We start from the raw sequence: 26,547 nt of genomic DNA, 5'->3' as shown, positions 1-26,547 counted from the left end.
ACGCGGGACGCCACGGGCGTGCGGTCAGCTCCGGCCGCGCTCGGCCCGGTAGCGGCGGATCAGCTCGGCGGTCGAGGTGTCCACGTCGGCCAGGTCCGGGTCCGGCCCGGTGAGCTTCGGCGCGAGCTGGTTGGCCATCACCTTGCCCAGCTCCACGCCCCACTGGTCGAAGGCGTTGATGTCCCAGATCGCGGCCTCGGTGAACACGATGTGCTCGTAGAGCGCGATCAGCTGGCCCAGCGTCGCCGGGGTGAGCTTCGGCGCCAGGATCGACGTGGTCGGGTGGTTGCCCGCCATCACCCGGTGCGGCACCACCTCGGGCGCGGTGCCCTCGGCCTCCACCTGCTCCCGGGTCCGCCCGAACGCCAGCGCGGCGGTCTGGGCGAAGAAGTTCGACATGAACAGGTCGTGCATGTCGCCCAGGTCGTGGTTGGGCCGGCTGAACGCGATGAAGTCCGCCGGGACCAGCCGGGTGCCCTGGTGGATGAGCTGGTAGAAGGCGTGCTGACCGTTGGTGCCCGGCTCGCCCCAGAAGATCTCCCCGGTCGGGTACGTCACGGGCGAGCCGTCGAGGCGTACCGACTTGCCGTTGCTCTCCATGGTGAGCTGCTGGAGGTAGGCGGGGAACCGGTGCAGGTACTGCGAGTAGGGCAGCACCGCGTGGGTCTCCGCGCCGAGGAAGTCGGTGTACCAGACGTTGAGCAGGCCGAGCAGCGCCGGCACGTTGCGCTCCACCGGCGCGGACCGGAAGTGCTCGTCGACAGCGTGGTAGCCGGCCAGCATCTCGCGGAAGCGGTCCGGCCCGATCGCCAGCATGACCGACAGGCCGACCGCCGAGGGCAGCGAGTAGCGTCCGCCCACCCAGTCCCAGAAGCCGAACATGTTCTCCGGGTCGATGCCGAAGTCCCGAACTCGCTGCTCGTTGGTGCTGACCGCGACGAAGTGCCGGGCGACCGCGTCGTCGTCCGCGTCCAGCCCGGCGAGCAGCCAGCGGCGCGCCTGGTCGGCGTTGGCGAGCGTCTCCTGGGTGGAGAACGTCTTGGACACCACCACGAACAGCGTGCTCGCCGGGTCCAGGTCGGCGGTCTTGTCGTGGATGTCGGTCGGGTCGATGTTCGACACGAACCGGCAGCTGATGCCCGCGTCCCGGTACGCCTTCAGCGCCTCGTACGCCATCACCGGCCCGAGGTCGGAGCCGCCGATGCCGATGTTGACCACTGTGGTGATCCGCTCGCCGGTGTGGCCCCGCCACGAGCCGGAACGCACCCGCTGCGCGAACGCCGTCATGCGGTCCAGCACGGCGTGCACGTCGGCGACCACGTCCTGGCCGTCCACGGTGAGCGACGCGTCCGGGGGCAGGCGCAGCGCGGTGTGCAGCACCGCCCGGTCCTCGGTGGTGTTGATGTGCCGTCCGGCGAACATGGCCGCGATCCGGTCGGCCAGCCCGACCCGCTCGGCGAGCGCGCCGAGCAGCGCGATCGTCTCGTCGGTGACCAGGTTCTTGCTGTAGTCCACGTGCAGGTCGGCGACCTCACCGGTGAGCCGCTCACCCCGCTGCCCGTCGGCGGCGAACAGGTCGCGCAGGTGCGTGGCGCGCATCGCCTCGGCGTGCTTGCGCAGCGCCTGCCATTCGTCGGTGGTGGTGACGTCCACAGCCATCGGGTCGATCTTCTCCTTCACGACGGGCGGTCGGCCGGCCTGCGCCGGCGAACCCCACAAGCCTGCCACCCGGACCGGTCGCGCGCGACGCGACCCGGCGGCGATCACCGTGCGGGCGGGTGTTTCCGGCCACCGCTGCGGGACACGCCGTTGGGACAGCTGTACGACACGCCGGTCACGGAATGACAGCTTTCGATAGCGGACCGTAGTATCCAGCGTTGCTGTCCGAACGCGTCGAGGAGGTGCCATGGCCGGGGTGATCCGTCCTCGTCGGGCGTCCGACCCGGAGGAGCCGGCCGGGGAGACGACCCTGCCCGAGCTCGTCGATCCGCACTGGATGCACCGGGCCACCGAACTGGCCCACACCGGCTTCTGGTCGGTGGCGCGCCGGTTGCCCGCGCTGATCCGCGAGGCGATCAGCCTCGCCTGGGCGACCAGCCGCCGGGACACCGCCGCCTCGCTGGGCCTCAACGTCGCCGCCGGTGTCCTCACCACGCTGGGCCTGCTCGCCACCACCGGAGTGCTCCACCAGCTCTTCGCGGCAGGTCCGACACCGGACCGGATCCGGGCGGCGCTGCCCGCCCTGGCGCTGGCGGCTGCCGCCGTCGCCGGGCGCGGCGCGCTGACCATCGCCGCCGGATGGGCGCAGGCCCGGCTCGTCCCGCAGATCAACTTCACGGTGGAGCGGCGGCTGTTCGAGACGACGTCCGCTGTGGAACTGGCGGCCTTCGACGACGCCGGCTTCGCCGAGGAGATGGACCGCGCCCGCGACCGTGGACTGGCCGAGGCGGGCTCCCTGGTCAACGACACGGTCAACCTCGTCACCGGCGTGGTCGGCGTGATCGCCACGGCTACCGCCGTGACGATCATCCACCCGCTGCTGCTGCCCTGCCTGGTCGTCGCCGCCGCGCCGGAGGCGGTGACGGCGGTGCGGATGGCCCGCCGCCAGCACGTCGACTGGCTCGCCCGCATCACCCGGCGGCGACGCAAGTGGATGCTGGGCGACCTGATGGCCAACCGGCACACCGCGGCCGAGATCCGCGCCTACCAGATGCGCGACTTCCTGCTCTCGGAATACCACCTCATGACGCGCCTGGAGACCCGCGCCGAGCTGCGCCTCGCCCGGGCGCAGACGGTCACCCGGGCGATCGGCCTGTCCATCACGGGCATCGCCACGTTCGGGCTCTACGTGGTGCTGGGCGCGTTGCTCGTCGGGGGCGTGGTGGCGCTCGCGGCGGCGGCCACCGCGCTGCTCGCGCTCCAGTCCGCGCGTACGAGCCTGCGCACCGCGATCTTCGCCACCAACTCGCTCTACGAGGACGCCCTCTACTACCAGGACTACCGCGACTTCCTCGACCGGGCGACCAGGCGGATCCCGGCCGGCGGGCACCTGCCGGTCGACGGGTTCGCGCGCATCGACGTCGACCGGGTCAGCCTGCGCTACCCGGACACCGACAGCGCGGCTGTCGACGAGGTCAGCCTCACGTTCCGGCGCGGTGAGGTGATCGCGCTGGTGGGAGAGAACGGCTCCGGCAAGACCACGCTCGCCAAGCTGATCGCGGGCCTCTACCGGCCCACCGGCGGCACGATCCGCTGGGACGGCGTGGACGCCGCCGAACTGGACCCACGCCAGACCGCCGCCCAGGTCGCGGTGATGAGCCAGGACTGGTGGAGGTTCCCGTTCACCGCCCGGCAGAACATCCGCGTCGGCCGCCACGACCGCGCCGGCGCGCAGGGCCCCAGCGTGGAGACCGCCGCCCGCGACGCCGCCGCCCACGACATGATCAGCGAGCTGCCGTTCGGGTACGACACGCTGCTGGACCGGCAGTTCAAGGACGGGCAGGACCTGTCCGGCGGGCAGTGGCAGCGGCTGGTGGCCGCACGCGGCCTCTACCGCGACGCCCGGCTGCTGATCTGCGACGAGCCGTCCGCCGCGCTGGACGCTCGTGCCGAGCACGCCCTCTTCCAGCACCTGCGGCGGCACCCGGACCGGGCCGTCGTCCTGATCACCCACCGGCTCGCGAACGTCCGGCACGCCGACCGGATCTTCGTGATGGACCACGGCCGGCTCGTGCAGTCCGGCGACCACGACACGCTGATGGCGCAGGGCGGGCTCTACCGCGAGCTGTTCGAGCTGCAGGCGGCCGGCTACCTCGCCGGCAGCGCGGAGCCCGCCGACGGTTGACCTCCAGCGCACTCGAACTCCTACCGTGACCGGACCGCGCGCCAACCGGCCGGCGCGGTGCAACCCAGGGAGTTCACATGCGCTATCGCGTCCTCGGCGGCACCGGCATCGAGGTCAGCGTCCACTGCCTCGGCACCATGATGTTCGGCGCGGTCGGCAACCCCGACCACGACGACTGCGCCCGGATCGTCCACGCGGCACTCGACCGCGGAGTCAACTTCGTGGACACCGCCGACATGTACTCGGCCGGCGAGTCGGAGGAGATCGTCGGCAAGGCCCTGCGCGGCCGGCGCGACGACGTGGTGCTCGCCACGAAGGTCCACTTCCCGATGGGGGAGGGGCCCAACCGGGGCGGCAACTCGCGGCGCTGGATCATCCGGGAGGTCGAGGACAGCCTGCGCCGGCTGGGCACCGACTGGATCGACCTCTACCAGGTGCACCGTCCGGACCACACCACCGACGTCGAGGAGACGCTCGGCGTGCTCACCGACCTGGTCCGGGCCGGGAAGATCGGCGCGTTCGGCTGCTCGACCTTCCCCGCCGAGGAGATCGTGGAGGCGCACCACGTCGCCGAACGGCGGGCGCTCGGCCGGTTCCGCACCGAGCAGCCGCCGTACTCGATCCTGGCCCGCGGCATCGAGACGTCGGTGCTGCCGGTGTGCCGCCGCTACCGGATGGGCGTGCTGGTGTGGAGCCCGCTGGCCTCCGGGTTCCTGTCCGGCCGCCACCGGCAGGGGAAGCCCGTCGACCTCGGCGCCGGCCGCCCGGCACTCACCCCGGGCCGGTTCGACCCGGCGCTGCCGGGCAACGCCGCGAAGTACGCCGCCGTGGAGGAACTGGTCGCGCTCGCCGACGAGGTCGGCTGCACGCTGCCGCAGCTCGCCGTGGCGTTCACCGCCGCGCATCCGGCTGTCACCTCGACCATCATCGGACCGCGCACCATGGACCAGCTGGACGCGCTGCTGGCCGGGGCGGAGCTGACGCTCGACGACGCGGTGCTGGACCGCATCGACGAGATCGTCCCGCCCGGCACGAACCTCTACCAGCCCGACGGCGCCTGGTCCCCGCCCACCCTGACCGACCCGTCCCACCGCCGCCGCCCCCTCCCCGAGCGGGCCGCCGCCTGACCCACGCCCTTCCCGCCCGCCCGGTCCCGCCCGCTCACCCGCCCTTCCGCACGTCCCGCCTCCGTCCCGACCCTCGGCTCCTCGGCTCGTCGATCATGGGCTTCCTGCCCCGGCAAAGAGCGCGAACCGGGCACCCGAGGGGCCGAAACCGCAAGATCGACGGGGAGGTGGGGCCGGGAGGGCGAGGGGGAGGGGGAGGGCGGGCAGGGGAACTGCGTCGACAGGGGACGGCTGCGGAATCACACTGGGCGGGTGGAACACCGGGATCTCGTTCGGGTGAGCAAGCGGCTGTCGCTGGCGTTGCGGCACCGGCCCGACGCGTTCGGACTGCGACTCGACCGGGCCGGGTGGGTGCCCGTCGCCGACGTGCTCGCCGGGCTGCGGATCAGCCGCGCCCAGCTGGACGCCGTGGTCGCGGGCAACGACAAGCAGCGCTTCGCGATCGAGGCAGGCCCGGACGGGGGCGGCCGGATCCGCGCCAACCAGGGGCACTCCGTTCCGGTCGACCTCGGCCTGACTCCGGCCGCGCCGCCGCCCCGGCTGTTCCACGGCACCGGCGAGGCCGTGCTGGACGCGATCCGGGTGCAGGGGCTGCGCCGGGGCGGGCGGCACCACGTACACCTGTCGCCGGATGTGGCGACGGCCCGGCGCGTCGGTGCGCGCCGGGGCGGCGCGGTGGTGGTGCTGACCGTGGACGCGGCGGCGATGGCCGAGGCCGGGTACCTGTTCTACCGCTCGGCCAACGGGGTGTGGCTCACCGACACCGTGCCGCCGCCCTATCTCGGCACCACCTGAGCGGCGGTCAGCAGGCGGTCACGGGGTGGGCCACCACGGCGTCGAAGAGGTACGCGAGGTCGTTCGGCGCGGCCCGGTCGGGCTGGACCGCGCCGGTGCAGTCCGTGGCGCGGGCACGCAGGACGTGCCGTCCGGCGGCCTCAGGGCGCCAGCGGGCGGTCCAGCGCTGCCAGGCGCCGCCCCGGTCGGCCGCGACCAGGTCGGCGGGGCGCCACCCGTCGCCGGTGTCCACCTCGACGTGCTCGATCGGGCCGTTGCCGGACCAGGAGCGGCCGGTCAGCAGCATCTCCTCCCCGGCCGGCACCCGGGCGTCCCAGGGCAGCTCGAACGCGCTGCGTACCGGCTGAGCGGTGAGCATCGTGCCGTCGGCCGGGTGGCCGGGACCGAACATCCGGTAGAACTGCGTGTTCCACGGCGAGAACAGAGGGCTGGTGGAGACCTCGATCGCGCCCACCCACTTGATCGAGGAGATGCCGACCCAGCCGGGCACCACGACGCGCACCGGGAAGCCGTGGTCGGGGGGCAGCGGCTCGCCGTTCATCTCGTACGCCAGCAGCACGTCGTCGAGCGCCTTGGCGACGGGCATCGGGCGGCGTACCCGGCCGAGGTCGACCCCGCCGCTGACGTAGTCCGGGTCGAGGCCCTCGGGCATCACGTCGACCGCCTCGTCGCGCAGCCCGGCCAGGCGCAGCACCGTGCCGAGCCGCACGCCCCGCCAGCGGGCCACGCCGACGCTGCCCAGTCCCCACGCCACGCCCGGGGCGGGCTCGTCCTGCTGCTCGGCGAAGTAGCGCCGTCCGTTTCCGGCGCACTCCAGCAGCGCCGCGTGCTCCTCGGCGGGCAGCCGGCGCAGCTCGTCGAGGTCGAACTCGACCGGGTTCTCGCGGGTGGGCGCGCCGCGCAGGCCGTCGCCGAACAGGCGCAGTCGCCAGATGGCCGCGTCCAGGTGCGGGGTGACCGTGTGGTTGCGGACGAAGAAGCGGTCGGTCGGGACCACGTACCCCTGGCCGGCCATCGACGGCCAGCGCATCTCGGCGTTGGTGTCCAGCGGGCGCAGCAGCTCCGGCGGCAGCGGCTTGACGATCGGCGCGCCGGGGTCGACGCCGACCGGCGCGGACGCCACCGCGACCGGCTCGCGCTCCGCGGCGGCGGCGGTCACCGCGGCCATCGCCGCGCCCACCTCCAGCAGCCGGTCGCGGTCGACGCCCGGCCCGTGCGCCTGCCCGGCGAGCCACTGCCGGCTCCGGTCGGCGTCGTGGACGGCTTCGGCTGAGGACGGGGACTGACTCACGACTGACCTCCAGGGTGGGCGACGCTGCCTTTCCTATTCAATCAGTAGGACTTATCATCGATCCGTCGCAGGTGGCGGGCGACGACTCACGCCGCGCCGAGCAGTGTCACCACCCCGGCCGCCACGAGCACACCGGCCCAGAGCCGGTCGACGTTGAACCAGGCGCGGCGCAGCACACCGACGCCGAGCACCTCGTACACCAGCAGGGCCACGGCCAGCGCGACGGCGAGCATGGCGGCGGTGTGCACGGCGGCGGCGAGCAGGCCGGTCAGGGCGCCGGCCGGCGCGGCGGCGAGGTGCCCGGCGTGCGGGCCTCCGCCGGCCGCCGGTTCGGCGAGCAGCACCGGCAGCAGCATCAGGCCCGCGCCGTGCGCCGCCGACATCAGGAACGACCAGGCGGTGAGCTGCGCCGCCGACAGCCGCATCCCGGCCCACCGGAAGTGCCGGTCGGACAGCAGCCGCCACAGCCCGAACCCGACCAGCAGCACCCCGCCGGTCACCGCGACCAGGGTGCTCGCCGTCACCGACCGGGTGGCGCTGACCAGGGCGGCGACCACCGCCACCGAGGCCAGGTGACCGGCGGCGATGGGCGGCAGCGCCGCCAGCAGCGCGGCCCGGCGGCGCTCCTGGAGGCCCCGGGCCACCGCGAACAGCCAGCCCATCGCCGGGTTCAGGCCGTGGAACGCGCCGAGGCCGGCCAGCGCCGCCCAGGTCGCGCCGGTCACGGGAAGCAGTACGAGTCGGACGAGGCGTCGCCGCCCTGCAACCGGGTCTGGTGCACGCGCAGGCCGCGGAACTCCTCCCCGCGCGGGAAGAACCGCGGGTCCGGCACCAGGCCCCCGTGCTCCGGGTCGACGTCGAGCTTCGCCACCCAGGCGCCCACCCCGTCGGGGTAGAACTGGTCGTCCCAGGCGCCGTAGAGCGAGTTGCTCACGTAGACGCGGCGGCCGTCCCGGCTGATCTCCACCATCTGCGGCCCGCCGGCCAGCGGCTCGTCCGGGAACGCCGGGTGCGGGGTGCGGTTGACGATGCCGCCCAGGCGCACCGAGCCGACGCGTACCGGGTGGAACGGGTCGCTGACGTCGTAGCGGATCAGTTCGCCGGTGCCCCAGCAGGAGACGTGCAGGAACCGGTCGTCCACCGACAGGTCGATGTCGGTGACCAGCGGCGGGACCGCCCCGAACGGTTTGAGCAGGTCCGGCAGGTCGGCCGGGTCGGCCGGCTCGGCCGGGATGTCGATCACCTTGGTCACCGCCCAGGCGTCGCCGTCGCGGTGCCACAGCCAGATCGAGGCGGACAGGTCCTCGACGCTGATCACCACGCCGACGAAGCCGTACGACTTCGTCGGGTCGTGCGCGGGGCGCAACTCCAGCGGCATCTGGTACTGGTCGCCGAGGTCGACGCGCTGCACGTGCCGGCGCTTCGCCAGGTCCCAGAAGTGGATGGCGTGCCCGTACCCGCGGCCCAGCAGCAGTTCCCCGACGATGCCGTCCTCGATCATCGACGGCGTGCCCCACTCGCTGGTGACCAGCACGTCCTGCGTGTAGTGCCACCAGAAGTCGTACGCCAGGAACTGCGGCCCCCGGTCGGCCTCCCACGCGCCGCGTACCTCGAACGTGGTGTGGTCGAGCACGGCGATGCCGCCCGGCCCCTCCTGCCCGTCCGCGCCGCCGAGCGCGGAGACGTAGATGCCGTCCGGCCCGCAGTGCACGGTGTGCGGACGGGAGTACCCGGCGCGCTTGCCGAGTTCCTCCGGCCCGATCACCTTGACCAGCTCGGGCCGGCGCGGGTCGGTCTTGGTGTCCAGCACGTGGATCCGGGACGAGCGCAGGCCCGGCACGATCAGGTAGCGGCGTTCCACGTGCGGGTGCGGCGCGGTCGGGCAGAGCGCGCTGCTGCACGCGTTCCACCCGAAGTGGTGCAGTTCGTCGCCGGTGTTCGGCAGCTCCGTCCAGCCCACCACCCGGCCGTACGAGCCGGAGTCCGGGTCGGTGTCGAGCACCGCGATGGCGTCGGGGCGCTGCCCGGCGCGGTCGAACGCGGCGACGTAGGCGAGTTTCTCGGCCGGCGCGGTCGCGGCGAGTGCGGGGGAGGGGTAGAAGGTCGGGTCGGGCGTCCAGCGGGTCATCGGGTCTCCCTCACGGTCAGCCAGCGGGTACGCCGAGGCGGTCGAGCAGGTGGCGGCGCAGCGCGCCGAGGGCCGGGTCGTCGGGGCTCGGGGACGGGCCGAGGCGTACCGGCACCTCCTCGGCGATCACGCCGTCGTCGAGGAGCAGGACGCGGTCGGCGAGCAGCAGCGCCTCCTCCACGTCGTGGGTGACCAGCAGCGCGGCGAAGCCGTGCTGGGCGCGCAGCCGCCGCAGCAGCCCCTGCATGCGCAGCCGGGTCAGCGCGTCGAGTGCGCCGAACGGCTCGTCGAGCAGCAGCAGGTCCGGTTCGCGGACCAGCGCGCGGGCCACCGCGACCCGCTGCGCCTGCCCGCCGGACAGCTCCGCCGGCCAGGCCCGGCCCCGGTCGGCGAGCCCCACCTCGGCCAGCGCGCGGCCGACCCGCCCGCCCACGTCCGGCCCGGTCAGGCCGAGCGCCACGTTGTCGGCCACCCGCTTCCACGGCAGCAGCCGGTGTTCCTGGAACACCACGGCGGCGGTGCCGTGCACCGCGTGCTCGCCGCCCGCGTCGCCGTCGAGCCCCGCGAGCACGCGCAGCAGCGTGCTCTTGCCGGAGCCGCTGCCGCCGAGCAGCGCCACCGTCTGGCCGGCGGCGATGGTCAGGTCCACCCCGGCCAGCACCACGGCCGGGCCGAAGGACCGGGTCACCGCCCGTGCGGTGAGCACCGGCCCGGTCAGGTCGCGCGCAGTCCGCGTCGCCACGCCAGCGTCCTCCTCTCCGCGTACCGGATGAGCAGGTCGGAGGCGAGCCCCAGCAGCGCGTAGATGAGCAGGCCGAGCACCACCACGTCGGTCTGGCTGAACTCGCGCGCCTCCATCATCAGGAACCCGACGCCGGTCTGCGCGTTCACCTGCTCACCGACGACCAGGCTGAGCCAGGCCGCGCCGATGGCCAGCCGCAGCCCGAGGAACAGCGCCGGCAGCGCGCCGGGCAGCACCACGTGCCGCAGCCGGGCCGCCGCGCCGAGGCCGCAGGTGCGCGCCGCCTCCACCAGCCGCTCGTCGATGTCGCGGATGCCGGCGTACGTGTTGAAGTAGATGGGGAAGAACGCGCCGAGCGCGACCAGCGTGACCTTCAGCGACTCGCCGATGCCGACCCAGATGATCAGCAGCGGCACCAGGCCCAGGTGCGGCAGCATCCGGGCCATCTGCACCGGCGGGTCGACCAGGTCGTCGCCGAGGCGCAGCAGCCCGGCCGCGGCGCCGAGCACCAGCGCCAGGCCACCGCCGATGAGCAGGCCGAGCGCGGCGCGGGTGAGCGAGTCGAGCAGGTGCACGCCGAGCGTCCCGTCGCGCGCCAGCCGCCACCCGGTCGCGAGCACCGCGCTGGGCGCGGGCAGCTTCTCGGGGGCGAGCAGCCCGGTCCGCGCGGCGACCTCCCAGCCGAGCACCAGCACGACCGGGCTCACCGCGCGCCGCCACCGCCGCGAGACGCGGGCCCGCGACCGCCGCGGCGTCGCCCGATCGGGTACGACCGGAGCGGTCGCCTCGGCCAGCGCCGGACCACTCACTGGAACGCCTCGTTGAACCGGCCGTCGATCCGGCCGGCGATGTCGACCGGTCCGGGCACCAGCTTCAGCTCCACGAAGCTGTCCGCGATGGCCTGCAACTCCGCGCCGATCTCCGGGGTGACCGGGGCGAGCGGCTTGGCGCTGCGGGCCAGCGCCCGGGTGGTCACGTCGAGCGGGATCTTCAGCTCCGGGGCGAGGACGGCGGCCCGCTCGCTCGGGTGGGCGATGCCCCAGTCGGTGGTCTGCCGGTACGTGTTCAGGAACGCCCGTACGTCGGCGGTGCGGTTCTTCACCGCTTCCGGCGCGGCCAGCACGTACTCGCGGTTGCCGGCCAGGCCGGTGGCGTCGGCGAGCACCCGGACGCCCGGCTGTTCGGCCAGCGCGAAGTAGGGGTCCCAGATGATCCACGCGTCGACCTGCCCGTTGTCGAACGCGGGCCGTCCCTCGGCGGGCTTGAGGTACTTCACCTTGATGTCGGAGAGCGTCATCTTGTTCGCCTCCAGCAGCTTCACCAGCAGCCAGTGCACGTTGGAGCCCTTGTTCAGCGCGACGGTGCGCCCGCGTAGGTCGGCGAATCCACGATACGGGCTGTCCGCCTTGACCAGCACCGCCTCGCCCTGCGGGATCGGCTGAGAGGTGCCGACCACGGAGAACGGGATCTTCCCGGCGGCGGCGAACACCGGCGGCGCCTCGCCGACCTGGCCGATGTCGATCGAGCCGGCCTTCAGCGCCTCGGTCAGGGCCGGTCCGCTCTCGAACAGCGACCAGGTGACGTTCTTCGCGTCGCCGCGCGCCTTGACCAGGCTGAGCCCGCCGAAGCGCTGGTAGCCGATCCGCAGCGGGCCGTCGCCGCCGCCGCTGGCGTCGGCCGCCTCGCCGCCGCAGGCCGTCAACGCCGTCGCGGCGAGCAGCGCGAGGGTGGTGAGCAGCGCGGCCAGCGGCCGGCGGCGGGATCTGGGGGTACGCATGACGACTCCTCGGGGAGGGGAAGGGCCCGGCGTTGACGGGCGACAGCAACCTACCAACCCGATAGGTTTTATGGGTAGGGTGTCGGCGTGGTCGTCCCACCCCTCAGGAGGCGGCCCGCCCGACCGCGCACCGGAGGTACACCATGTCGCTCACCTTCCACTGGTTCCTGCCGACCTACGGCGACAGCCGGGACATCGTGGGCGGCGGTCACGGCGTACCGGTCGGCACGGCCGGTGGCGCGCGACCGGCCAGTGTGGCGTACCTGGGGCAGATCGCCCGCACCGCCGAACAGCTCGGCTTCGCCGGGGCGCTCACCCCGACCGGCGCGTGGTGCGAGGACGCCTGGCTGACCACCGCGATGCTCACCGAGGTGACCGAGCGGCTGAAGTTCCTCGTCGCGTTCCGGCCCGGCCTGCTCTCACCCACCCTCGCCGCGCAGATGGCGTCCACGTTCCAGCGCCTGTCCGGCGGGCGGCTGCTGCTCAACGTGGTCACCGGCGGCGAGTCCGCCGAGCAGCGCGCGTACGGCGACTTCCTGGACAAGGACGCCCGCTACGCGCGTACCGACGAGTTCCTGCACGTGGTGCGGGCGCTGTGGCGCGGCGAGACGGTCGACCACGACGGCGCCCACCTGCGGGTCGAGGGCGCCCGGCTCGGCCGGGTGCCCGACCCGGTGCCGCCGGTCTACTTCGGCGGGTCCTCCGGCGCGGCCGGGCCGGTGGCGGTCCGGCACAGCGACGTCTACCTGACCTGGGGCGAGCCGCCCGCGCAGGTGGCCGGCAAGCTGGACTGGATCCGCGGGCTCGCCGCCGAGGCCGGTCGCGAGCTGCGGTACGGCATCCGGCTGCACGTGATCAGCCGGGACACCGCCGAGGAGGCGTGGGCCCAGGCGCGCAAGCTGCTCGACGGCATCCCCGAGGCCGACGTGCGCGCGGTGCAGGAAGGGCTGCGGCGCAGCGAGTCCGAGGGGCAGCGGCGGATGCTCGACCTGCACGGCGGCTCCCGCGACGGGCTGGAGGTCTCGCCGAACCTGTGGGCCGGATTCGGCCTGGTACGCGGCGGCGCGGGCACCGCGCTGGTCGGCAGCCACACCGAGGTCGCCGACCGGATCGCCGAGTACCACGCGCTCGGCCTGGACGAGTTCATCCTCTCCGGCCACCCGCACCTGGAGGAGGCGTACTGGTTCGGCGAGGGCGTGCTGCCGATCCTGCGGCGGCGCGGGCTGTGGCGGCACCCGGCCGGCGAGCCGGAGATCGAGGTGCCGGCCGCCGTGCCGTTCTCACCCCAGCCCGTCCCGGCGGGCGGCTGACCGCCAGGTCAGAGCGGGCGTTGGCCGGCGAGGAAGTCGGCCAGCACCCGGGTGTGCGTGGAGAAGGCCAGCTCGACCGGATCGGTGAGCACCAGCCACTCGGTGGCCTCCTCGGTCGGCGCCGACGGCGGCAGGTCACCCACCGGCCGTTCGGGCAGCACGCCGAAGACCATCATGGTGCCGCCCGCCGGGGCGCCGTGCACCGCGAACAGCCGCGCCTCGCCCGCCTCGGCCAGCAGCCCGGTCTCCTCGCGCAGTTCGCGGACGAGCGCCTCGGACCACTCCTCGCCGTACTCGACGAAGCCGCCCGGCAGCGCGAGCTGCCCACGCGCCGGTTCGATGTCGCGGCGCACCACCACCACGCCGAGTCCTTCCGGCGTGCGGACCGGCAGCACCGCCACCGCCACCGGCAGCGGATTGCGCCACACCGTCTCCCCGCAGGAGGAACAGACACGCGGCCACCCGGCGCCCGCCGGGTAGGCCGCGCCGCAGAACGAGCAGTGCGAGTACGCGGTCACGACGCAGCACGTTACCCGCACCCCCGGCCCCGGATCAGGCGTCACCCGCTCCGGCCGGCGAGCGTGGCGCGCGCCTCCATCAGGGCGAACCCGAGCAGGTTGTCGCCCCGCCACGTCGCCGGGTCGGCGGCGCGCGGGTCGTCGGCGGTCAGGCCGATGCCCCAGACCCGGTCGGTCGGGCTGGCCTCGACGAGCACCCGGTCGCCGGTGCCGAGCAGGAACCGCCGCAGCGGCTCGTGCTGGGCGAACTTGGCGACGCTGCCGGCCACCACGATCTCGTAGCGGCGGGCCGTCCAGGTCGCCTCGTCGAAGTCGCGGACCTGCCGCCCGAGCGCCTTGGCCCGGTGCGGATGCCCGGCGGCCAGCACGCGCTCGGCGATCGCGTGGTCACCGAAGAGGGTGGCCTTGTGCCACATCATCCAGTGCTCGGCCGTCGCGAACTCGCGCCCGTCCACCGTGAACGCCGCCGGCCACCACTGGCTCAGGCAGCTCGCGCCGATGCTGCCGTCAGGCCGTGGCCGGTGCCCCCAGAAGTGCAGGTATTTGAACGTCTCGCCGGCGTCGAGCGCGGCGGTCAGGTCGGCGACGGAACGGATCGGCATGCCCGCAGTCTGCCCCACCCCACCGACATCCCACCCCGCACTTTTCGCCGGGGGATGGCGCACCGACATCACCGTCCACCACGGACACCTCCGCCCCTCCCCGCACTCCCCGCCCGCTGCCTCGACCCGTCCGCTCGCGCCGACAGGCCGACCACGCGCCTCACGACGTCGAGGCGCATCTCGCCGGCCCGAGCCGATCCCGCCTCTCGACCGCAGAGAAAGCCGTCCCGCATCACGAGATCCCAAGAGATCTTGGAGCGAACAGGCCCCCATGAGGGCCATCTCCTACCAAGATCTCCACGCGCCGCCCTCCCTCCCCGTCGATCTTGCACTTTGGTGCCCCGCATAACGCGCCTACCGGGCATTCTGCGGGCTCAAACTGCAAGATCAACGGGGAGAGGGAGCGGGGGAGGGGGTTAGGGGGTGGGGGTGCCTGTGTAGAACGCGGTTACTCGGGTGCCTGCGGTTTGTGCCTGCTCGGTGGGGGTGCCGGCCTCGATGCTTGCTGCCGTCCAACTGTTGCTGGACTCGGTGACGAAGCGCAGGCCCTCGGGTGAGGCCATCCACTCTGCCGCGGCGGCCGGGTCGACGCCCGTGCCGTCCGCGGCGAAGTGGGAGGCCAGGCCGACCAGCGCCAGGTCCCAGCCGATGCCGACCGCGCCCGGGCCGTACTCGGCCCACCGCTGGTCGTCGACGTGCGCGACGTGTTCCAGCTCGAAGCGGGTACGCCCCGGTCCCGCCTCGCGCAACCGCACCTCGATCCAGCTCACCTCGCCGCCGAACTCCCAGGTTGCGGCGAAGCCGTGCGGCGGGTCGCAGCGTTCGACGGTGCCGCCGGCGTTGCCCTCCAGCTGGTAGCGGCCGCCGAGCCTCAGGTCACCGGAGACCGGCAGGAACCAGCGGGGTATGCGTTCCGGGTTCGTGCAGGCGTCGAAGACGTCGGCGACCGGCGCGTCGTACGTCTGGGCGATGGTGAGCACCCGCGCCTGCCCGGCGGGGAGGGTACGGGCGCCGATGTGGCGCTCGACGGCGCTGATCTGTCCGCTCACGTCGATCATGGGTCGGTCCTCTCGTCGTCGGTGGTGTCCTCGCGCAGCCGTCGTTCGCGGCGGCCCCGGGCCAGCTCGGTGGCGAGCGCCGCCAGTGGCGGTGTCCAGAAGCGGCGGAACCCGTCCAGCCACGCGTCGATCTCGCGCAGCGGGCCGGGGTCCACGGCGTAGAGCCGGCGGGTGCCGTCGGCGCGCACAGTGGCGAAGCCGTGCTCGCGCAGCACCTTGAGGTGCTGGGACACGGCGGGCTGGCTGATGCCGAACTCGCGCCGCACGGTCTCGCCGAGCGCGCCGGCGGGTTGCTCGCCGTGGGCGAGCAGTTCCAGGATCCGGCGGCGGACCGGGTCGCCGAGGACGTCGAAGGCGTGCACGACCCATGTATATCAGGCGACGCTTATATAAGCGAGGAATAACGCTGACACGACGCGGGGCGCCCGTCGCACCCGGGCGCCCCGCGTACCCCCGTGGTCAGCCGCCGAGACGGGCGGCGACGGTACGGCGCAGCTCCGGCAGGCGGCCGTGCAGCAGGCCCGGGCACTGCGTGTCGTTGAAGTCCTTGTGCCCGTAGATCTCGGTGGGCGCGATGCCGTACTGCTGGCAGGTGAACGCGCAGAACGTGACCAGGCTGTTCCAGAGCGCCTGGGGCGGCTGGACGTCCACGTAGATGCCGTCGTTCTCGATGCCGATGGCCTGGCTGTTCTGCCCGACGCAGTGCGCGCCCTGCACCATGGTCTGGCCGTGCAGCAGCGCGTAGAGGCTGCCGTGCCGGCCCTCGGTCAGGTAGCCGCCCCGGCTGTTGGTGAAGTGCTGCCCGGAGTCGAGCCAGCCGTTGCTGTCCATGTGCAGGTTCTGGATGTCGCGGGAGTTGCGGTACGCCTGGGCGAGGCTGTAGTCGGTGGTGTTCGGGAACGCCGTGTGGTGGACGATGATCTTGTTGGGTCGGCTGGACAGCACGCTCACCGGCGACGAGGGCGGGCGGGCGCCCCAGGTCGCGCAGTTGGCGATGGTCGGCTGGTCGACCCGGGTGGCGGCGGCCCGCGCGTCGGGGCCGGAGCCGATCTGGGTCAGCGCGCCGACGCCGGCGGCGGCGCCGAGCAGGACCGCGCCGCGCAGCACGGTCCGCCGGGGGACATGGGCAGGCATCGCAGCCTCCTGGGGAAGAGAGACGGCCGGGCGTGGCGGGACCGGCACCGCCCGCCACGCCCGGGCCGGGGTCAGCAGGGTCCGTTGCAGGCCAGGACGCGCAGCCGGTCGAGCGAGCCGTTCCACACGTTCTGGTCACCGGGGAAGAGGCCGGAGGAGGACCACTGCCAGAACGAGTACGTGCCCCAGCCGGCCGGCAGCGTGCCGACGCTGCTGGAGTACCTGGCGATCCACAGCGGGTTGTTGGCGGCGAACTGCGAGGTGTTGCCGGTGCAGGTGCTCCACCAGTCGGTGGTGGTGTAGATGGTGGCCCACCGGCCGGTGCGGGCGTAGTACTGGTTGACGAACGAGGCGATCCAGCTGCGCATCGACGCCTGGCTCAGCCCGTAGCAGGTCGCGCCGTACGGGTTGTACTCGATGTCCAGCGCGCCGGGCAGCGTCCGCCCGTCCTTCGACCAGCCGCCGCCGTGGTCGACGAAGTAGTTGGCCTGGGTGGCGCCGCTCGTGGTGTCCGGGCGGGCGAAGTGGTACGAGCCGCGGATCATCCCGACGTTGTACGAGCCGTTGTACTGCTGGGCGAAGTACGGGTTGGTGTAGTACGTGCCCTCGGTCGCCTTGACGTACGCGAACCGGGCGCCGTTGGCCCACGCCCCGGACCAGTTCACGTTGCCCTGGTAGCTGGACACGTCCATGCCGGGCAGCCCGGCCGGGGCGGCGCCGGCGGGGGCCGCCCCGAACAGGGTCGCCGCGGCGACGGTGGCGGTGGCGAGCAGCGCGGCTCCGGCCGCGCGCAGCGCCGATCGGATCGAACTGTGCATCTGTCCTCCCTGGGGGTTGCCGCGCTCCGGCGGCGGGAGTATGACGAAAGGAACTGTCGTCATTAGGTCACAGGGCGGAGAAACTTTTCAATAGAGCGCATCGAAGAATTTCACTGAACAGGGTGCTCAGCCGAGCTGGGCGAGCGCCTCGGAGGCGGCACGCTCGCCGGCGGTCACCGCGCCCTCCAGGTAGCCGCTCCAGCGGGTCGCGGTCTCGGTGCCGGCCCAGTGCACCCGGCCCACCGGCGTCCGCAACTCGGGGCCGTACGCACACCACGCGCCGGGCGGCAGCACTCCGCAGAAGCAGCCGCGCGTCCACTCGTCGGCCGACCAGTCGTACTCGACGAGGTCGTCGGGGCGCGCGGCGGCCGGGCCGAAGATCGCGGCGAGCGCCTCGCGCAGCGCGTCCCGGCGCGCGTCGTCCGGCAGCCGGCGCAGCGCCCGGGCCTGCGCCCCGTAGCTGAACGCGGTGAGCACCCCGCCCGGCGCGTCCGGCAGCGAGTTGTCCACCGTCTCGGTGAGCGGCCCCGTGTCGGTGCTGGACACGCCGGAACGGCCGTCGGCGCGCCAGAACGGCTCCGGGTAGAGCGCGTGCACCTTGAGCGCCACACCCATCGGCATCCGCTGGGTCAGCCCGTCGCGCAGCGGCGGCAGCGGCGGGTCGTACCGGATGCGCCCGGCCAGCGCCGGCGCCAGCGCGACCACCACCGCGTCGCCGCGGTACGTCTCGCCGCCGGCGCGCACCCGCACGCCGTCGCCGTCCTGCGCGACGCCGTCCACCGGCGCGCGCAGGCACAGGCTCCCCGGCGGCAGCGCGGCGGCCATCCGCTCGGCCAGCACGGCCGGGCCGCCGACCAGCCGGTCCTGCTGGGCGCCACCGGCCATGCCGAGCAGCGACCGGGTGCCGCCGCCGCTGCGCAGGTAGAACAGCATGTGCAGCAGCGAGACCTCGTCCGGTGAGGCGGCCAGCAGCCCACCGGCGAGCAGCCGGCCCGCGTACCGGGCGGTGACCGGGTCGGCCGCGCTCGCGTCGAGCCAGCCGCCCAGCGTGATCCGGTCCCACCGGACGGCGTCGTCCGCCCGCCACGGCGCGGCCGGGTCGAGCCCGGCCGCCATCTCGTCGAGCGTCCCGAGCAGCCCGGACAGCCCGGGCGGTTCGCCGGTGGCCGGGCGCCCGCCGAGCAGCAGCGTCGGCTCGCCGTGCGCGGGGGAGGGAAACGTGGTCAGGCCGTACGCGGCGACGAGCGCGTACATCCGGTCCTGGGTCGGGCCGATCCACTGCGCGCCGAGATCCAGCCAGCCGCCGCCGGGCAGCGGGTGGCTCAGTGTCCGGCCGCCCACGCGGTCCCGCGCCTCCAGCACCCGCACCTGCGCGCCCGCCGCGTCCAGCGCGAGCGCGCAGGCCAGGCCGGAGAACCCGGCGCCCACGACGACGACCCGGTGGCGGCGCACGCGTCGGCGTACCCCGCTCCCGGCCGGATTCACCCGGCCCGGCGTGTCGAAACGGGCGTCCACCGTTCGTGTGGAGGGTGAAGGGACGGCGCGGGGCCGTCCGGCGGTGACGAGGAGAAACCGATGAAGCAGTACCTGATCAGCATGTACCAGCCGGCGGGCCAGGGCCGTCCGGACCCGGAGTTCCTGGCCGGGGTGATGCGCGAGGTCGAGGCCATCGGCCGGGACCTGCGGGAGGCGGGGTGCTGGGTGTTCGGCAACGGCCTGCACGACCCGCAGACCGCCACCGTGCTGCGCCCGGCCGGTGACGAGGTGCTGGTCACCGACGGGCCGTTCGCCGAGGGCAAGGAGTACCTGGGTGGCGTCACCGTCATCCGGGCGCCGGACCTGGACGCCGCGCTGGACTGGGGCCGCCGCTACGCCCTGGCCACCACGCTGCCGATCGAGGTCCGCCCGTTCCAGGGCGAGGGATGACCGACGTCGAACGCGTCTTCCGGGCCGAGTACGGCCGCGCGGTAGCCGTCCTGGTCCGTCTCCTCGGCGACATCGACCTCGCCGAGGAGGCGGTCCAGGAGGCGTTCGCGATCGCCGTGACGCGCTGGGCCGCCGACGGACCGCCGCCCAGTCCGGCCGGCTGGATCATCACCACCGCCCGGAACCGGGCGATCGACAGGTTGCGGCGCGAGGCGACCCGGGAGGCGCGGCACGCCGAGGCCGCCCTGCTGCACGCCGCCGACCCGCCCGCCGAGGAGGGGCCCGTGCCCGACGACCGCCTGCGCCTGATCTTCACCTGCTGCCACCCGGCGCTCGCCGCTCCCGCCCGGGTGGCGTTGACGCTGCGCCTGCTCGGCGGCCTGAGCACCGCCGAGATCGCGCGGGCCTTCCTGGTGCCGGAGACGACCATGGCCCAGCGCCTGGTCCGGGCCAAGGCGAAGATCCGCGACGCCGGTATCCCGTACCGGGTCCCGCGCGACGCGGACCTGCCGGACCGGCTGCGCGGGGTGCTCGCCGTGGTGTACCTGATCTTCAACGAGGGGCACACGGCGAGCGCGGGGGAGCGGCTGGGCCGCGCCGAGCTGGGCGCCGAGGCGATCCGGCTGGGCCGGCTGCTGGTGACGTTGATGCCGGACGAGCCGGAGGCGCTCGGCCTGCTCGCGCTGATGCTGCTCACCGAGGCGCGCCGCGCCGCCCGGACCGGCCCGGACGGGGTGCCGGTGTCGCTGTCCGAGCAGGACCGCGGCCGGTGGGACCGGGAGCTGATCGCCGAGGGGCAGGACCTGGTCCGCCGGTGCCTGCGGCGGGGCCGGCCCGGCCCGTACCAGATCCAGGCCGCGATCGGCGCGGTGCACGCGGACGCGCCCACCGCCGCCGCCACCGACTGGGGACAGATCCTGGCGCTCTACGACCAGTTGACGGCCGTCGCGCCCGGGCCGGTGGTGGCGCTGAACCGGGCCGTCGCGCTGGCCGAGGTACGCGGACCGGCGGCCGGGCTGGCCGCTGTGGACGGTCTGGACCTGGGCGGCTACCACGTGTGGCACGCGATCCGGGCCGACCTGCTACGCCGCCTGGACCGCCCGGCGCAGGCCCGGGCGGCGTACGACGCGGCGATCGCCGGTACGGGCAACGCGGCGGAGCAGACGTTCCTGCGCCGCGCCCGCGACCGCATGCCGAGATGATCACACAGACAGTGCACGTTGGAGGCCGGTAACCCCGGCAGATGAACCGTGATCGTCGAGGCATTGACGCGGCGGCAGAGAAAAGTACACTCCCGGTGTAATTAGTTTTCCCGCTCCGTCGACCGGCACGAGGTGACGATGAGCCCACCGGCCACAGCCGTCGACGGCCTGGCACTGCACCACGTCGGCGTACGTTTCGGCGGCCTGGTCGCCCTCGACGACGTCTCGCTGCGGGTGCCGCCCGGCCGGGTCGTCGGCGTGATCGGGCCCAACGGCGCCGGCAAGACCACCCTGTTCAACGTGGTCTGCGGCTTCGTCCGGCCGACCGAGGGTTCGCTCACCCTGGACGGCCGGCCGTTCCGGCCCAGCCCGCACGCCCTCACCCGGCTCGGCATCGCCCGCACGCTCCAAGGCGTCGGGCTGTTCGCCGGGCTCACCGTGCTGGAGAACGTGGTCGCCGGCGCGAGCCACACCGCCCGCGCGGGCTTCGCCTCCGCGCTGTTCGGCCTGCCCCGCAGCGACAACGACGAGCGGCGGCTACGCGCGGCGGCGCTGGACCTGCTCGCCGAGCTGGGCATCGGGAAGTACGCCCAGGCGGCGCCGGCCACCCTGCCGTACCCGGTCCGCAAGCGGGTCGCGCTGGCCCGCGCACTGATCGCCCGTCCCCGGCTGCTGCTGCTCGACGAGCCGGCCGGCGGTCTCGGCGCCGACGACGTGGCCGAGCTGGCCGACCTGGTCCGCGCGCTGCCCGAACGCGACGCCGGCTGTGCCGTGCTGCTCGTCGAGCACCACATGGACCTGGTCATGTCCGTCTGCCACGAACTGGTGGTGCTCGACTTCGGCAAGGTGATCGCGGCCGGCCCGCCGGAGCGCATCCGCGACGACCCAAGGGTCACCGAGGCGTACCTGGGCGCCGACGTGCCGGCCGAGGGGAGCACGCTGTGACCGCCGTGCTGGAGGTGGAGTCGCTCAGCAGCGGCTACGGCCCGGTGCCGGTGCTGCGCGACGTCGCGTTCACCGTCCCGGCCGGCACCGTCACCGCCGTGCTCGGCGCCAACGGCGCGGGCAAGACCACGCTGCTGCGTACCCTCTCGGGCCTGCTGCGGCCCACCGGCGGCCGGATCCGGTACGCGGGCGAGGACCTGCGCGGCGTCCGGGTGGAACACCTGGTCCGGCGCGGCCTCGCACACGTGCCGGAGGGGCGCGGCGTGGTGACCGAGCTGACGGTGGCGGAGAACCTGCGCCTGGGCGGGCTGTGGCGGCGCGACCGGGCCGACGCCCGGCGCGCGCTGGACGAGGTGTACGAGCTGTTCCCCGCGCTGGCCCGCCGACGCGACCACGCCGGACACCAGCTCTCCGGCGGGGAACGCCAGATGCTCGCGATCGGCCGGGCGCTGATCGCCCGGCCCCGGCTGCTGCTGCTCGACGAGCCGTCGCTCGGGCTGGCGCCCAAGGTGGCCGCGCAGATCATGGCGCTGCTGCGGCGGCTGCGCGACGAACGAGGGCTCACCGTGCTGCTCGTCGAGCAGAACGTGCGCACCGCGCTGTCCGTCGCCGACCAGGGCATCGTCATGTCGCTCGGGCAGGTCGTGACGGCCGCGCCGGCCGCCCGGCTGCGCGACGACGACCAGCTCCGGCACGCGTACCTCGGATTCTAGGAAGGGGCGCGGATGGAGCGGTTCTGGTTCCTCACCTTCGACGGGCTCGCCGCCGGGGCGGTCTACGCGGCGTTCGCGCTCGCGCTGGTGCTCATCTGGCGGGCCGCCCGGGTGGTCAACTTCGCCCAGGGCGCGATGGCCGTGGCCACCGCCTACGTCGGGTACGCGGTCGTCTCCGCCACCGGCTCGTACTGGCTGGGCCTGGCCGCCGCGATCCTGTCCGGACTGGCCCTGGGCGCGCTGGTGGAGCGGGTGCTGATGCGGTTCGCCGGCCCCGGCGGCCCGCTCAACCAGGTGATCGTCGCGCTCGGCCTGGTGCTCGTCATCCAGGCGGTGCTCGGCATGGTCTTCGGCAACGACTACCGGCCCGCCCCGGCGCCGTTCGACACCGACGCGCTCACCATCGCCGGGGTGGCCGCGCTGTCCCCGTACGACCTGTGGGTGCTCGGCTCGGCGCTCACGGTGGTGGCGCTGCTCGCGCTGCTGTTCACCCGTACCCCGGTCGGCCTGCGGATGCGGGCCGCCGCGTTCGCCCCCGAGGTGTCCCGGCTGCTCGGCGTCAGCGTCGGCCGGATGCTCACCCTGGGCTGGGCGCTCGCCGCCGGGGTCGGTGCGCTGGCCGGGATGCTGGTCGTCCCCACCGGACTCGGCCTGCACTCGCACGCCATGGACCTGGTCTTCGTGGTCGCGTTCACCGCCGCCGTGGTCGGCGGCCTGGACAGCCCGGTCGGCGCCGTCGTCGGCGGCCTGCTGGTCGGGCTGATCCTGTCCTACGTCACCGGCTACCTGGGGCCGGACACCACCCCGCTGGCCGTCCTGGTGCTGCTGCTGGCCGTCCTGTTGGTCCGCCCCGGCGGGCTCTTCTCCGCGGCGAGAGCGAGGCACGTGTGACGAGCACCCCCACCGAGGTCGCCCCCGCCGCACCGTCGGCGCTGCGGCGGCTGCTCCCCGGCGCACCGGCCGGACGCGAGGCGCGCGGCTCCACACTGCTGCGTCACCTGGCGGTGGCCGTGTTCTTCGGCACGCTCGTCGTGCTGGTCACCAACCAGCTCGCGCCGTACCAGAACCTCCAGGTGGCGCGCGTCTGCGCGTTCCTCTGCGTCACCGCCGGGCACACCGTGCTGGTCGGGCTCAACGGCCAGCTCTCCCTCGGGCACGGCGCGCTGATGGCCACCGGCGCGTACACCATGGCCCTGACCCAGCAGGCCCTCGACGAGCGGGCCGTACGCGGCTGGTGGACGCTGCCCGCGTCGCTGCTCGCCGCCGTAGCGGTGACCGCGCTCGGCGGGCTCGTGGTCGGGCTGGCGGCGGCCCGGCTGCGCGGGCCCTATCTGGCCGGCGTGACACTGGCCGTGGCGACGCTCGTCCCGGCGGTCACCACGATCTTCACCGGCGTGTTCAACGGCGAGCAGGGACTGCCGTTCCCGGCGCAGACGCCACCGGCGGCACTCGGCGCCTACTTCCAGCCGGAACGCTGGCTGGCCTGGATCGCGCTGGCCGCCGCGCTGCTCACCATGCTGCTGCTGGCCAACCTGGTGCGCAGCCGCTTCGGCCGGTCCCTGCGGGCGGTCCGCGACGACGAGGTCGCGGCCCGGCTCGCCGGCATCCCGGTGGCCCGCACGCAGGTGCTCGCGTTCGTGGTCAGCGCCGCCTGCGCCGGCCTGGGCGGCGGCGTGTACGCCATGCTCACCGCCACCGTCGCGCCCGGCAAGTTCCCGCTGGACCTGTCGCTGTTCCTGCTCATGGCGATCGTGATCGGCGGCCTGGGCAGCCTGGCCGGCGCGGTCTGGGGAGCGGTGCTGCTGGTGGCGCTCCAGGACCTGCCCGGCCTGCTCACCGAACACCTCGACCTCTCCGCCGGGCTGGCCCAGCGGCTGGAGGGCAACCTCGCGCTCGCCGTGTTCGGCCTGATCCTCATCGTCGTCATGCTCGCCGCCCCGGGCGGCCTCCAGGGCGGCGTGCGCGCCGTCGGCGCCCGGCTGCGCGCGGCCGTCCGCAGCCGGCGCGCGCCCCGCCGGTCGCCGGACCGCTGACCCCACCGGTTCCACCCACCGTTCGCACCGTCGCACCGGATTGGAGAACCATGCGCCCCACCACCCGCCGCGTTCTCGCGGCCGCCGCCGGCCTGGCCCTGCTGGCCGCGTTGCCCGCCTGCGCCGACGACGAGAAGCAAGCCGCCGAGAACGTCCCCGGCGTCAGCGACTCCGAGGTCGTCATCGGCACCCACCAACCGCTCACCGGACCGGCCGCGCCCGGCTACTCGAAGATCTCCGCCGCCACGAAGGCGTACTTCGAGCACGTCAACAGCAAGGGCGGCGTGCACGGCCGGAAGATCGTCTACAAGGTCATGGACGACGGCTACAACCCCGCCAACACCGAGAACGTGGTCCGCAAGCTGGTGCTCGACGACAAGGTCTTCGCGCTGCTCGGCGGCCTGGGCACGCCCACGCACACGAACGTGCTGGAGTTCGTCAAGACGCAGAAGGTGCCGGACCTGTTCGTCGCCTCCGGCAGCCGCAACTGGAACCAGCCGGACAAGTACCCGACCACGTTCGGCTGGCAGCCCGACTACACCGTCGAGGGCAAGATCCTGGCCGGCTACGTCAAGCGGGAGTTCCCCGGCGCGAAGGTCTGCCACTTCGGGCAGAACGACGACTTCGGGCGGGACTCGCTGGCCGGGGTCGAGCAGGTCCTCGGCCCGGTCGCGGCGAAGCAGACGTACACCACCACCAACCAGCAGGTCGGCCCGGCCATCGGCGCGCTGCGCGCGGCCGGCTGCCAGGTGGTCATCTCGGCGACCATCCCCGGCTTCACCGCGCTCGCCATGGGCCAGGCCGCCGGGCAGGGCTTCAAGGCGCAGTGGGTGGTGTCCAACGTGGGCGCCGACTACACCACGCTGTCCGCGCAGCTCGGCGACAAGAAGGTGATCCTCGAGGGCATGGTGGCCGACAACTACCTGCCGAACGTGAGTGACACCGCGAACCCGTGGATCCAGGAGTTCACCAAGATCCACCAGAAGTACAACGCGGGCAACCCGGTCGACGGCAACGCGATCTACGGCTACTCGATGGCGTACACGTTCGTCCAGGCGATGCTCGCCGCCGGGCCGGACCCGACCCGGGAGAAGCTGGTCGAGGCCGTGCGCAAGGGCGGCTTCCGCGGGCCCGGCCTGGTCCCCTTCCGGTACGCCGACGGCGTGCACGCCGGCTACGGCGGCGTCCGGCTGACCAAGGTGAGCAACGGCGCGCAGGAGTACTTCGGTCCCGCGTACACCACCGACGACGGTGACGGCGCGGTCACCGAGTTCACCGAGCCGCCGACGAACCCGCCGGCGGACGCCGTGCCGACGTCCTGACCGCGGTGCTGTCGCCGGGTGGCCGGGTGCCGGTCGCCCGGCGGCACGCACGTAGAGTGGCCGCCGGCAGACGAGCAACAGGAGAGCCCGTACCCATGATCGAGCTGGAGACCGACCCGCCGGAGCGGGTGGACGGCCGGGCGGCGCGGGCCGAGCGGACCCGGGCCGCGATCGTGGAGGCGCACCTCGCCCTGATCGACTCCGGTGACCTGCGGCCCACCGGGGAACGGATCGCCGAGCGGGCCGGGGTGTCGCTGCGTACGCTCTGGACCAACTTCAAGGACATGGAGACGCTGTTCGCCGCGACCGGGCGGCGGGTCGGCGAGCGGCAGGCCGCGCTCTGGCGGCCGGTGCCGCCGGAGCTGCCGCTGACCGCCCGGATCGCCGCGTTCTGCGACCAGCGTGCCCGGCTGCTGGAGGTGCTGGCGCCCTCGGCCCGCGCGTCGGCGCTGCGGGAGCCGTTCTCCCCGCAGCTGCGCCGCAACCGGGAGGCGGCGGTCGCCCGGGTCCGGCAGGAGATCGAGGCGGTGTTCGCCCCGGAGCTGGCGCAGGCCGGGCCGGGCCGGGAACAGTTGCTCGACGCGCTCACGGTGGCCGGCACCTGGTCGGCCTGGTCGATGATGCGCGACTCGATGGGGCTCGACGTCGACGCCGCCCGCGCCGTGATGGCCCGCACGCTCGGCGCGCTGCTGGTCGACGCGATCGCCGCCGGCCTGCGCTGACGGCCCCGGGCGCCGGTCCTCCGACTGCCGCCTCCGGCCTCGCCGGGCCGCGCCCCGGGTGCGCTCAGTCCTCGCGCAGGCGGCGCAGGATCCGGGCCAGCTCGGCCCGGTCGTCGGGGCCGAGCGCGCCGAAGAACCGTTCCGCCTCGGTGGCCCGCGCCTGCCGGATGGCGGTGCCCACCCGCTCGCCCTCGGCGGTGGGGGCGACAAGCGTGGCCCGCCGGTCGCCCGGGTCGGGCCGGCGCTCGACGAGGCCACGTTCCTGCAACCCGTCGACCACCTCGGTGGCCGAGCGCGGCGCGATGCGCAGGTGCTCGGCGAGCGCGCCGGGCCGCAGCGCGCCGTGGCGCATCAGCACGCCGAGCGCCCGCGCCTGCCCGGGGCTGATCTCCCACGGCTCCAGCGCGCGTTTGGTCTGGTGCCGCAGCCGGCGGGTCACCGCCCAGAACGTCTCGGCCAGGCTCTCGTCGCTGCCGTCCACGGGGAATACGGTAACAGCCTTTCGTGTTGTTCCCTCATGTTGAGGTAACCTCAGCATTG

27 protein-coding genes are annotated in these 26,547 nt (G+C 74.0%); 12 read left to right on the top strand and 15 right to left on the bottom strand.

Annotated elements, in window-relative coordinates:
- Positions 1 to 24: 24 nt before the first annotated feature.
- Positions 25 to 1,659 (bottom strand): glucose-6-phosphate isomerase, encoded by a 1,635-nt coding sequence (pgi, locus tag ACN27D_RS34055; RefSeq protein ID WP_120573747.1) that lies wholly within the window; start codon positions 1,657 to 1,659, stop codon positions 25 to 27.
- Between the two features lie 247 nt (positions 1,660 to 1,906).
- Between pgi and ACN27D_RS34050 the strand changes: the two genes are divergently transcribed.
- The 3 genes from ACN27D_RS34050 to ACN27D_RS34040 all read left to right on the top strand — a co-directional run bounded on the left by ACN27D_RS34050 (position 1,907) and on the right by ACN27D_RS34040 (position 5,766).
- On the top strand, positions 1,907 to 3,844 hold the full coding sequence (locus ACN27D_RS34050) for an ABC transporter ATP-binding protein (protein ID WP_421500995.1): 1,938 nt from the start codon (positions 1,907 to 1,909) through the stop codon (positions 3,842 to 3,844).
- A 77-nt stretch (positions 3,845 to 3,921) separates the two neighbouring features.
- Positions 3,922 to 4,971, top strand: a complete 1,050-nt coding sequence (locus ACN27D_RS34045; RefSeq protein WP_421500994.1) for an aldo/keto reductase — start codon at positions 3,922 to 3,924, stop codon at positions 4,969 to 4,971.
- A 252-nt stretch (positions 4,972 to 5,223) separates the two neighbouring features.
- Complete coding sequence (locus tag ACN27D_RS34040; protein WP_421500993.1) at positions 5,224 to 5,766, top strand: RNA 2'-phosphotransferase; 543 nt, start codon at positions 5,224 to 5,226, stop codon at positions 5,764 to 5,766.
- A gap of 7 nt (positions 5,767 to 5,773) precedes the next feature.
- Here ACN27D_RS34040 and ACN27D_RS34035 read toward each other — a convergent pair whose 3' ends face one another.
- From ACN27D_RS34035 to ACN27D_RS34010, 6 genes are all read right to left on the bottom strand, one after another.
- Positions 5,774 to 7,057 (bottom strand): sulfite oxidase, encoded by a 1,284-nt coding sequence (locus ACN27D_RS34035; RefSeq protein ID WP_421500992.1) that lies wholly within the window; start codon positions 7,055 to 7,057, stop codon positions 5,774 to 5,776.
- 86 nt (positions 7,058 to 7,143) lie between these two features.
- Positions 7,144 to 7,782, bottom strand: a complete 639-nt coding sequence (locus tag ACN27D_RS34030) for a hypothetical protein (RefSeq protein WP_421500991.1) — start codon at positions 7,780 to 7,782, stop codon at positions 7,144 to 7,146.
- A complete protein-coding gene (locus ACN27D_RS34025; RefSeq protein WP_421500990.1) occupies positions 7,779 to 9,185 on the bottom strand; it encodes a selenium-binding family protein in 1,407 nt (468 codons plus the stop codon). The genes ACN27D_RS34030 and ACN27D_RS34025 overlap by 4 nt, the downstream gene beginning before the upstream one ends.
- A 16-nt stretch (positions 9,186 to 9,201) precedes the next feature.
- The gene (locus tag ACN27D_RS34020; protein WP_071094656.1) at positions 9,202 to 9,927 is read right to left on the bottom strand and encodes an ABC transporter ATP-binding protein; all 726 of its coding nucleotides are present in this window, start codon (positions 9,925 to 9,927) and stop codon (positions 9,202 to 9,204) included.
- The gene (locus tag ACN27D_RS34015) at positions 9,900 to 10,736 is read right to left on the bottom strand and encodes an ABC transporter permease (RefSeq protein ID WP_252448149.1); all 837 of its coding nucleotides are present in this window, start codon (positions 10,734 to 10,736) and stop codon (positions 9,900 to 9,902) included. Before ACN27D_RS34015 ends, ACN27D_RS34020 begins: the two co-directional genes overlap by 28 nt.
- Positions 10,733 to 11,704, bottom strand: a complete 972-nt coding sequence (locus ACN27D_RS34010; RefSeq protein ID WP_421500989.1) for a sulfonate ABC transporter substrate-binding protein — start codon at positions 11,702 to 11,704, stop codon at positions 10,733 to 10,735. Before ACN27D_RS34010 ends, ACN27D_RS34015 begins: the two co-directional genes overlap by 4 nt.
- A gap of 143 nt (positions 11,705 to 11,847) precedes the next feature.
- Between ACN27D_RS34010 and ACN27D_RS34005 the strand changes: the two genes are divergently transcribed.
- Positions 11,848 to 13,014, top strand: coding sequence for an LLM class flavin-dependent oxidoreductase (locus ACN27D_RS34005; RefSeq protein ID WP_357798728.1), 1,167 nt, complete (start codon positions 11,848 to 11,850; stop codon positions 13,012 to 13,014).
- A gap of 8 nt (positions 13,015 to 13,022) precedes the next feature.
- Here ACN27D_RS34005 and ACN27D_RS34000 read toward each other — a convergent pair whose 3' ends face one another.
- The 7 genes from ACN27D_RS34000 to ACN27D_RS33970 form a co-directional block, all read right to left on the bottom strand.
- Complete coding sequence (locus tag ACN27D_RS34000) at positions 13,023 to 13,532, bottom strand: NUDIX domain-containing protein (RefSeq protein WP_120569555.1); 510 nt, start codon at positions 13,530 to 13,532, stop codon at positions 13,023 to 13,025.
- A gap of 41 nt (positions 13,533 to 13,573) precedes the next feature.
- A complete protein-coding gene (locus tag ACN27D_RS33995; RefSeq protein ID WP_421500988.1) occupies positions 13,574 to 14,134 on the bottom strand; it encodes an NADAR family protein in 561 nt (186 codons plus the stop codon).
- 416 nt (positions 14,135 to 14,550) lie between these two features.
- Positions 14,551 to 15,192 carry an SRPBCC family protein gene (locus ACN27D_RS33990; RefSeq protein WP_421500987.1) on the bottom strand — a complete coding sequence of 214 codons (642 nt, stop codon included), beginning with the start codon at positions 15,190 to 15,192 and terminating at the stop codon, positions 14,551 to 14,553.
- Positions 15,189 to 15,554, bottom strand: a complete 366-nt coding sequence (locus ACN27D_RS33985; protein ID WP_120569558.1) for an ArsR/SmtB family transcription factor — start codon at positions 15,552 to 15,554, stop codon at positions 15,189 to 15,191. Before ACN27D_RS33985 ends, ACN27D_RS33990 begins: the two co-directional genes overlap by 4 nt.
- A 97-nt stretch (positions 15,555 to 15,651) precedes the next feature.
- Positions 15,652 to 16,326, bottom strand: coding sequence for a peptidoglycan recognition family protein (locus tag ACN27D_RS33980; protein ID WP_421500986.1), 675 nt, complete (start codon positions 16,324 to 16,326; stop codon positions 15,652 to 15,654).
- A 71-nt stretch (positions 16,327 to 16,397) separates the two neighbouring features.
- Entirely contained in the window at positions 16,398 to 17,144 is a 747-nt protein-coding gene (locus tag ACN27D_RS33975; protein ID WP_421500985.1) for a lysozyme, read from the bottom strand.
- A gap of 126 nt (positions 17,145 to 17,270) precedes the next feature.
- A complete protein-coding gene (locus ACN27D_RS33970) occupies positions 17,271 to 18,659 on the bottom strand; it encodes a flavin monoamine oxidase family protein (RefSeq protein WP_421500984.1) in 1,389 nt (462 codons plus the stop codon).
- 60 nt (positions 18,660 to 18,719) lie between these two features.
- On the opposite strand from ACN27D_RS33970, the gene ACN27D_RS33965 reads away from it, so the two are divergent.
- From ACN27D_RS33965 to ACN27D_RS33930, 8 genes are all read left to right on the top strand, one after another.
- Positions 18,720 to 19,070, top strand: a complete 351-nt coding sequence (locus ACN27D_RS33965) for a YciI family protein (protein ID WP_071094667.1) — start codon at positions 18,720 to 18,722, stop codon at positions 19,068 to 19,070.
- Positions 19,067 to 20,272, top strand: coding sequence for an RNA polymerase sigma factor (locus ACN27D_RS33960; protein WP_421500983.1), 1,206 nt, complete (start codon positions 19,067 to 19,069; stop codon positions 20,270 to 20,272). The genes ACN27D_RS33965 and ACN27D_RS33960 overlap by 4 nt, the downstream gene beginning before the upstream one ends.
- 138 nt (positions 20,273 to 20,410) lie before the next feature.
- On the top strand, positions 20,411 to 21,217 hold the full coding sequence (locus ACN27D_RS33955; protein ID WP_421500982.1) for an ABC transporter ATP-binding protein: 807 nt from the start codon (positions 20,411 to 20,413) through the stop codon (positions 21,215 to 21,217).
- Positions 21,214 to 21,930: an ABC transporter ATP-binding protein gene (locus ACN27D_RS33950; protein ID WP_421500981.1), complete on the top strand. Its 717-nt coding sequence runs from the start codon at positions 21,214 to 21,216 to the stop codon at positions 21,928 to 21,930. Before ACN27D_RS33955 ends, ACN27D_RS33950 begins: the two co-directional genes overlap by 4 nt.
- A 12-nt stretch (positions 21,931 to 21,942) precedes the next feature.
- The gene (locus tag ACN27D_RS33945) at positions 21,943 to 22,821 is read left to right on the top strand and encodes a branched-chain amino acid ABC transporter permease (RefSeq protein WP_071094675.1); all 879 of its coding nucleotides are present in this window, start codon (positions 21,943 to 21,945) and stop codon (positions 22,819 to 22,821) included.
- Positions 22,818 to 23,963: a branched-chain amino acid ABC transporter permease gene (locus ACN27D_RS33940; protein WP_071094676.1), complete on the top strand. Its 1,146-nt coding sequence runs from the start codon at positions 22,818 to 22,820 to the stop codon at positions 23,961 to 23,963. The genes ACN27D_RS33945 and ACN27D_RS33940 overlap by 4 nt, the downstream gene beginning before the upstream one ends.
- A 50-nt stretch (positions 23,964 to 24,013) precedes the next feature.
- The gene (locus tag ACN27D_RS33935; protein ID WP_071094678.1) at positions 24,014 to 25,285 is read left to right on the top strand and encodes an ABC transporter substrate-binding protein; all 1,272 of its coding nucleotides are present in this window, start codon (positions 24,014 to 24,016) and stop codon (positions 25,283 to 25,285) included.
- Positions 25,286 to 25,380: 95 nt separating this feature from the next.
- Positions 25,381 to 26,007: a TetR/AcrR family transcriptional regulator gene (locus tag ACN27D_RS33930; protein ID WP_071094679.1), complete on the top strand. Its 627-nt coding sequence runs from the start codon at positions 25,381 to 25,383 to the stop codon at positions 26,005 to 26,007.
- Positions 26,008 to 26,071: 64 nt separating this feature from the next.
- Here the strand turns inward: ACN27D_RS33930 and ACN27D_RS33925 are convergent, their stop codons facing one another.
- Entirely contained in the window at positions 26,072 to 26,488 is a 417-nt protein-coding gene (locus ACN27D_RS33925) for a MarR family winged helix-turn-helix transcriptional regulator (RefSeq protein WP_421500980.1), read from the bottom strand.
- Positions 26,489 to 26,547: the final 59 nt, after the last annotated feature.

Origin of the sequence: Micromonospora sp. WMMD1274, assembly GCF_049179035.1 — a bacterium.
Classification (GTDB): domain Bacteria; phylum Actinomycetota; class Actinomycetes; order Mycobacteriales; family Micromonosporaceae; genus Micromonospora; species Micromonospora tulbaghiae.
This window is presented reverse-complemented; position numbering and strand designations above follow the sequence as displayed.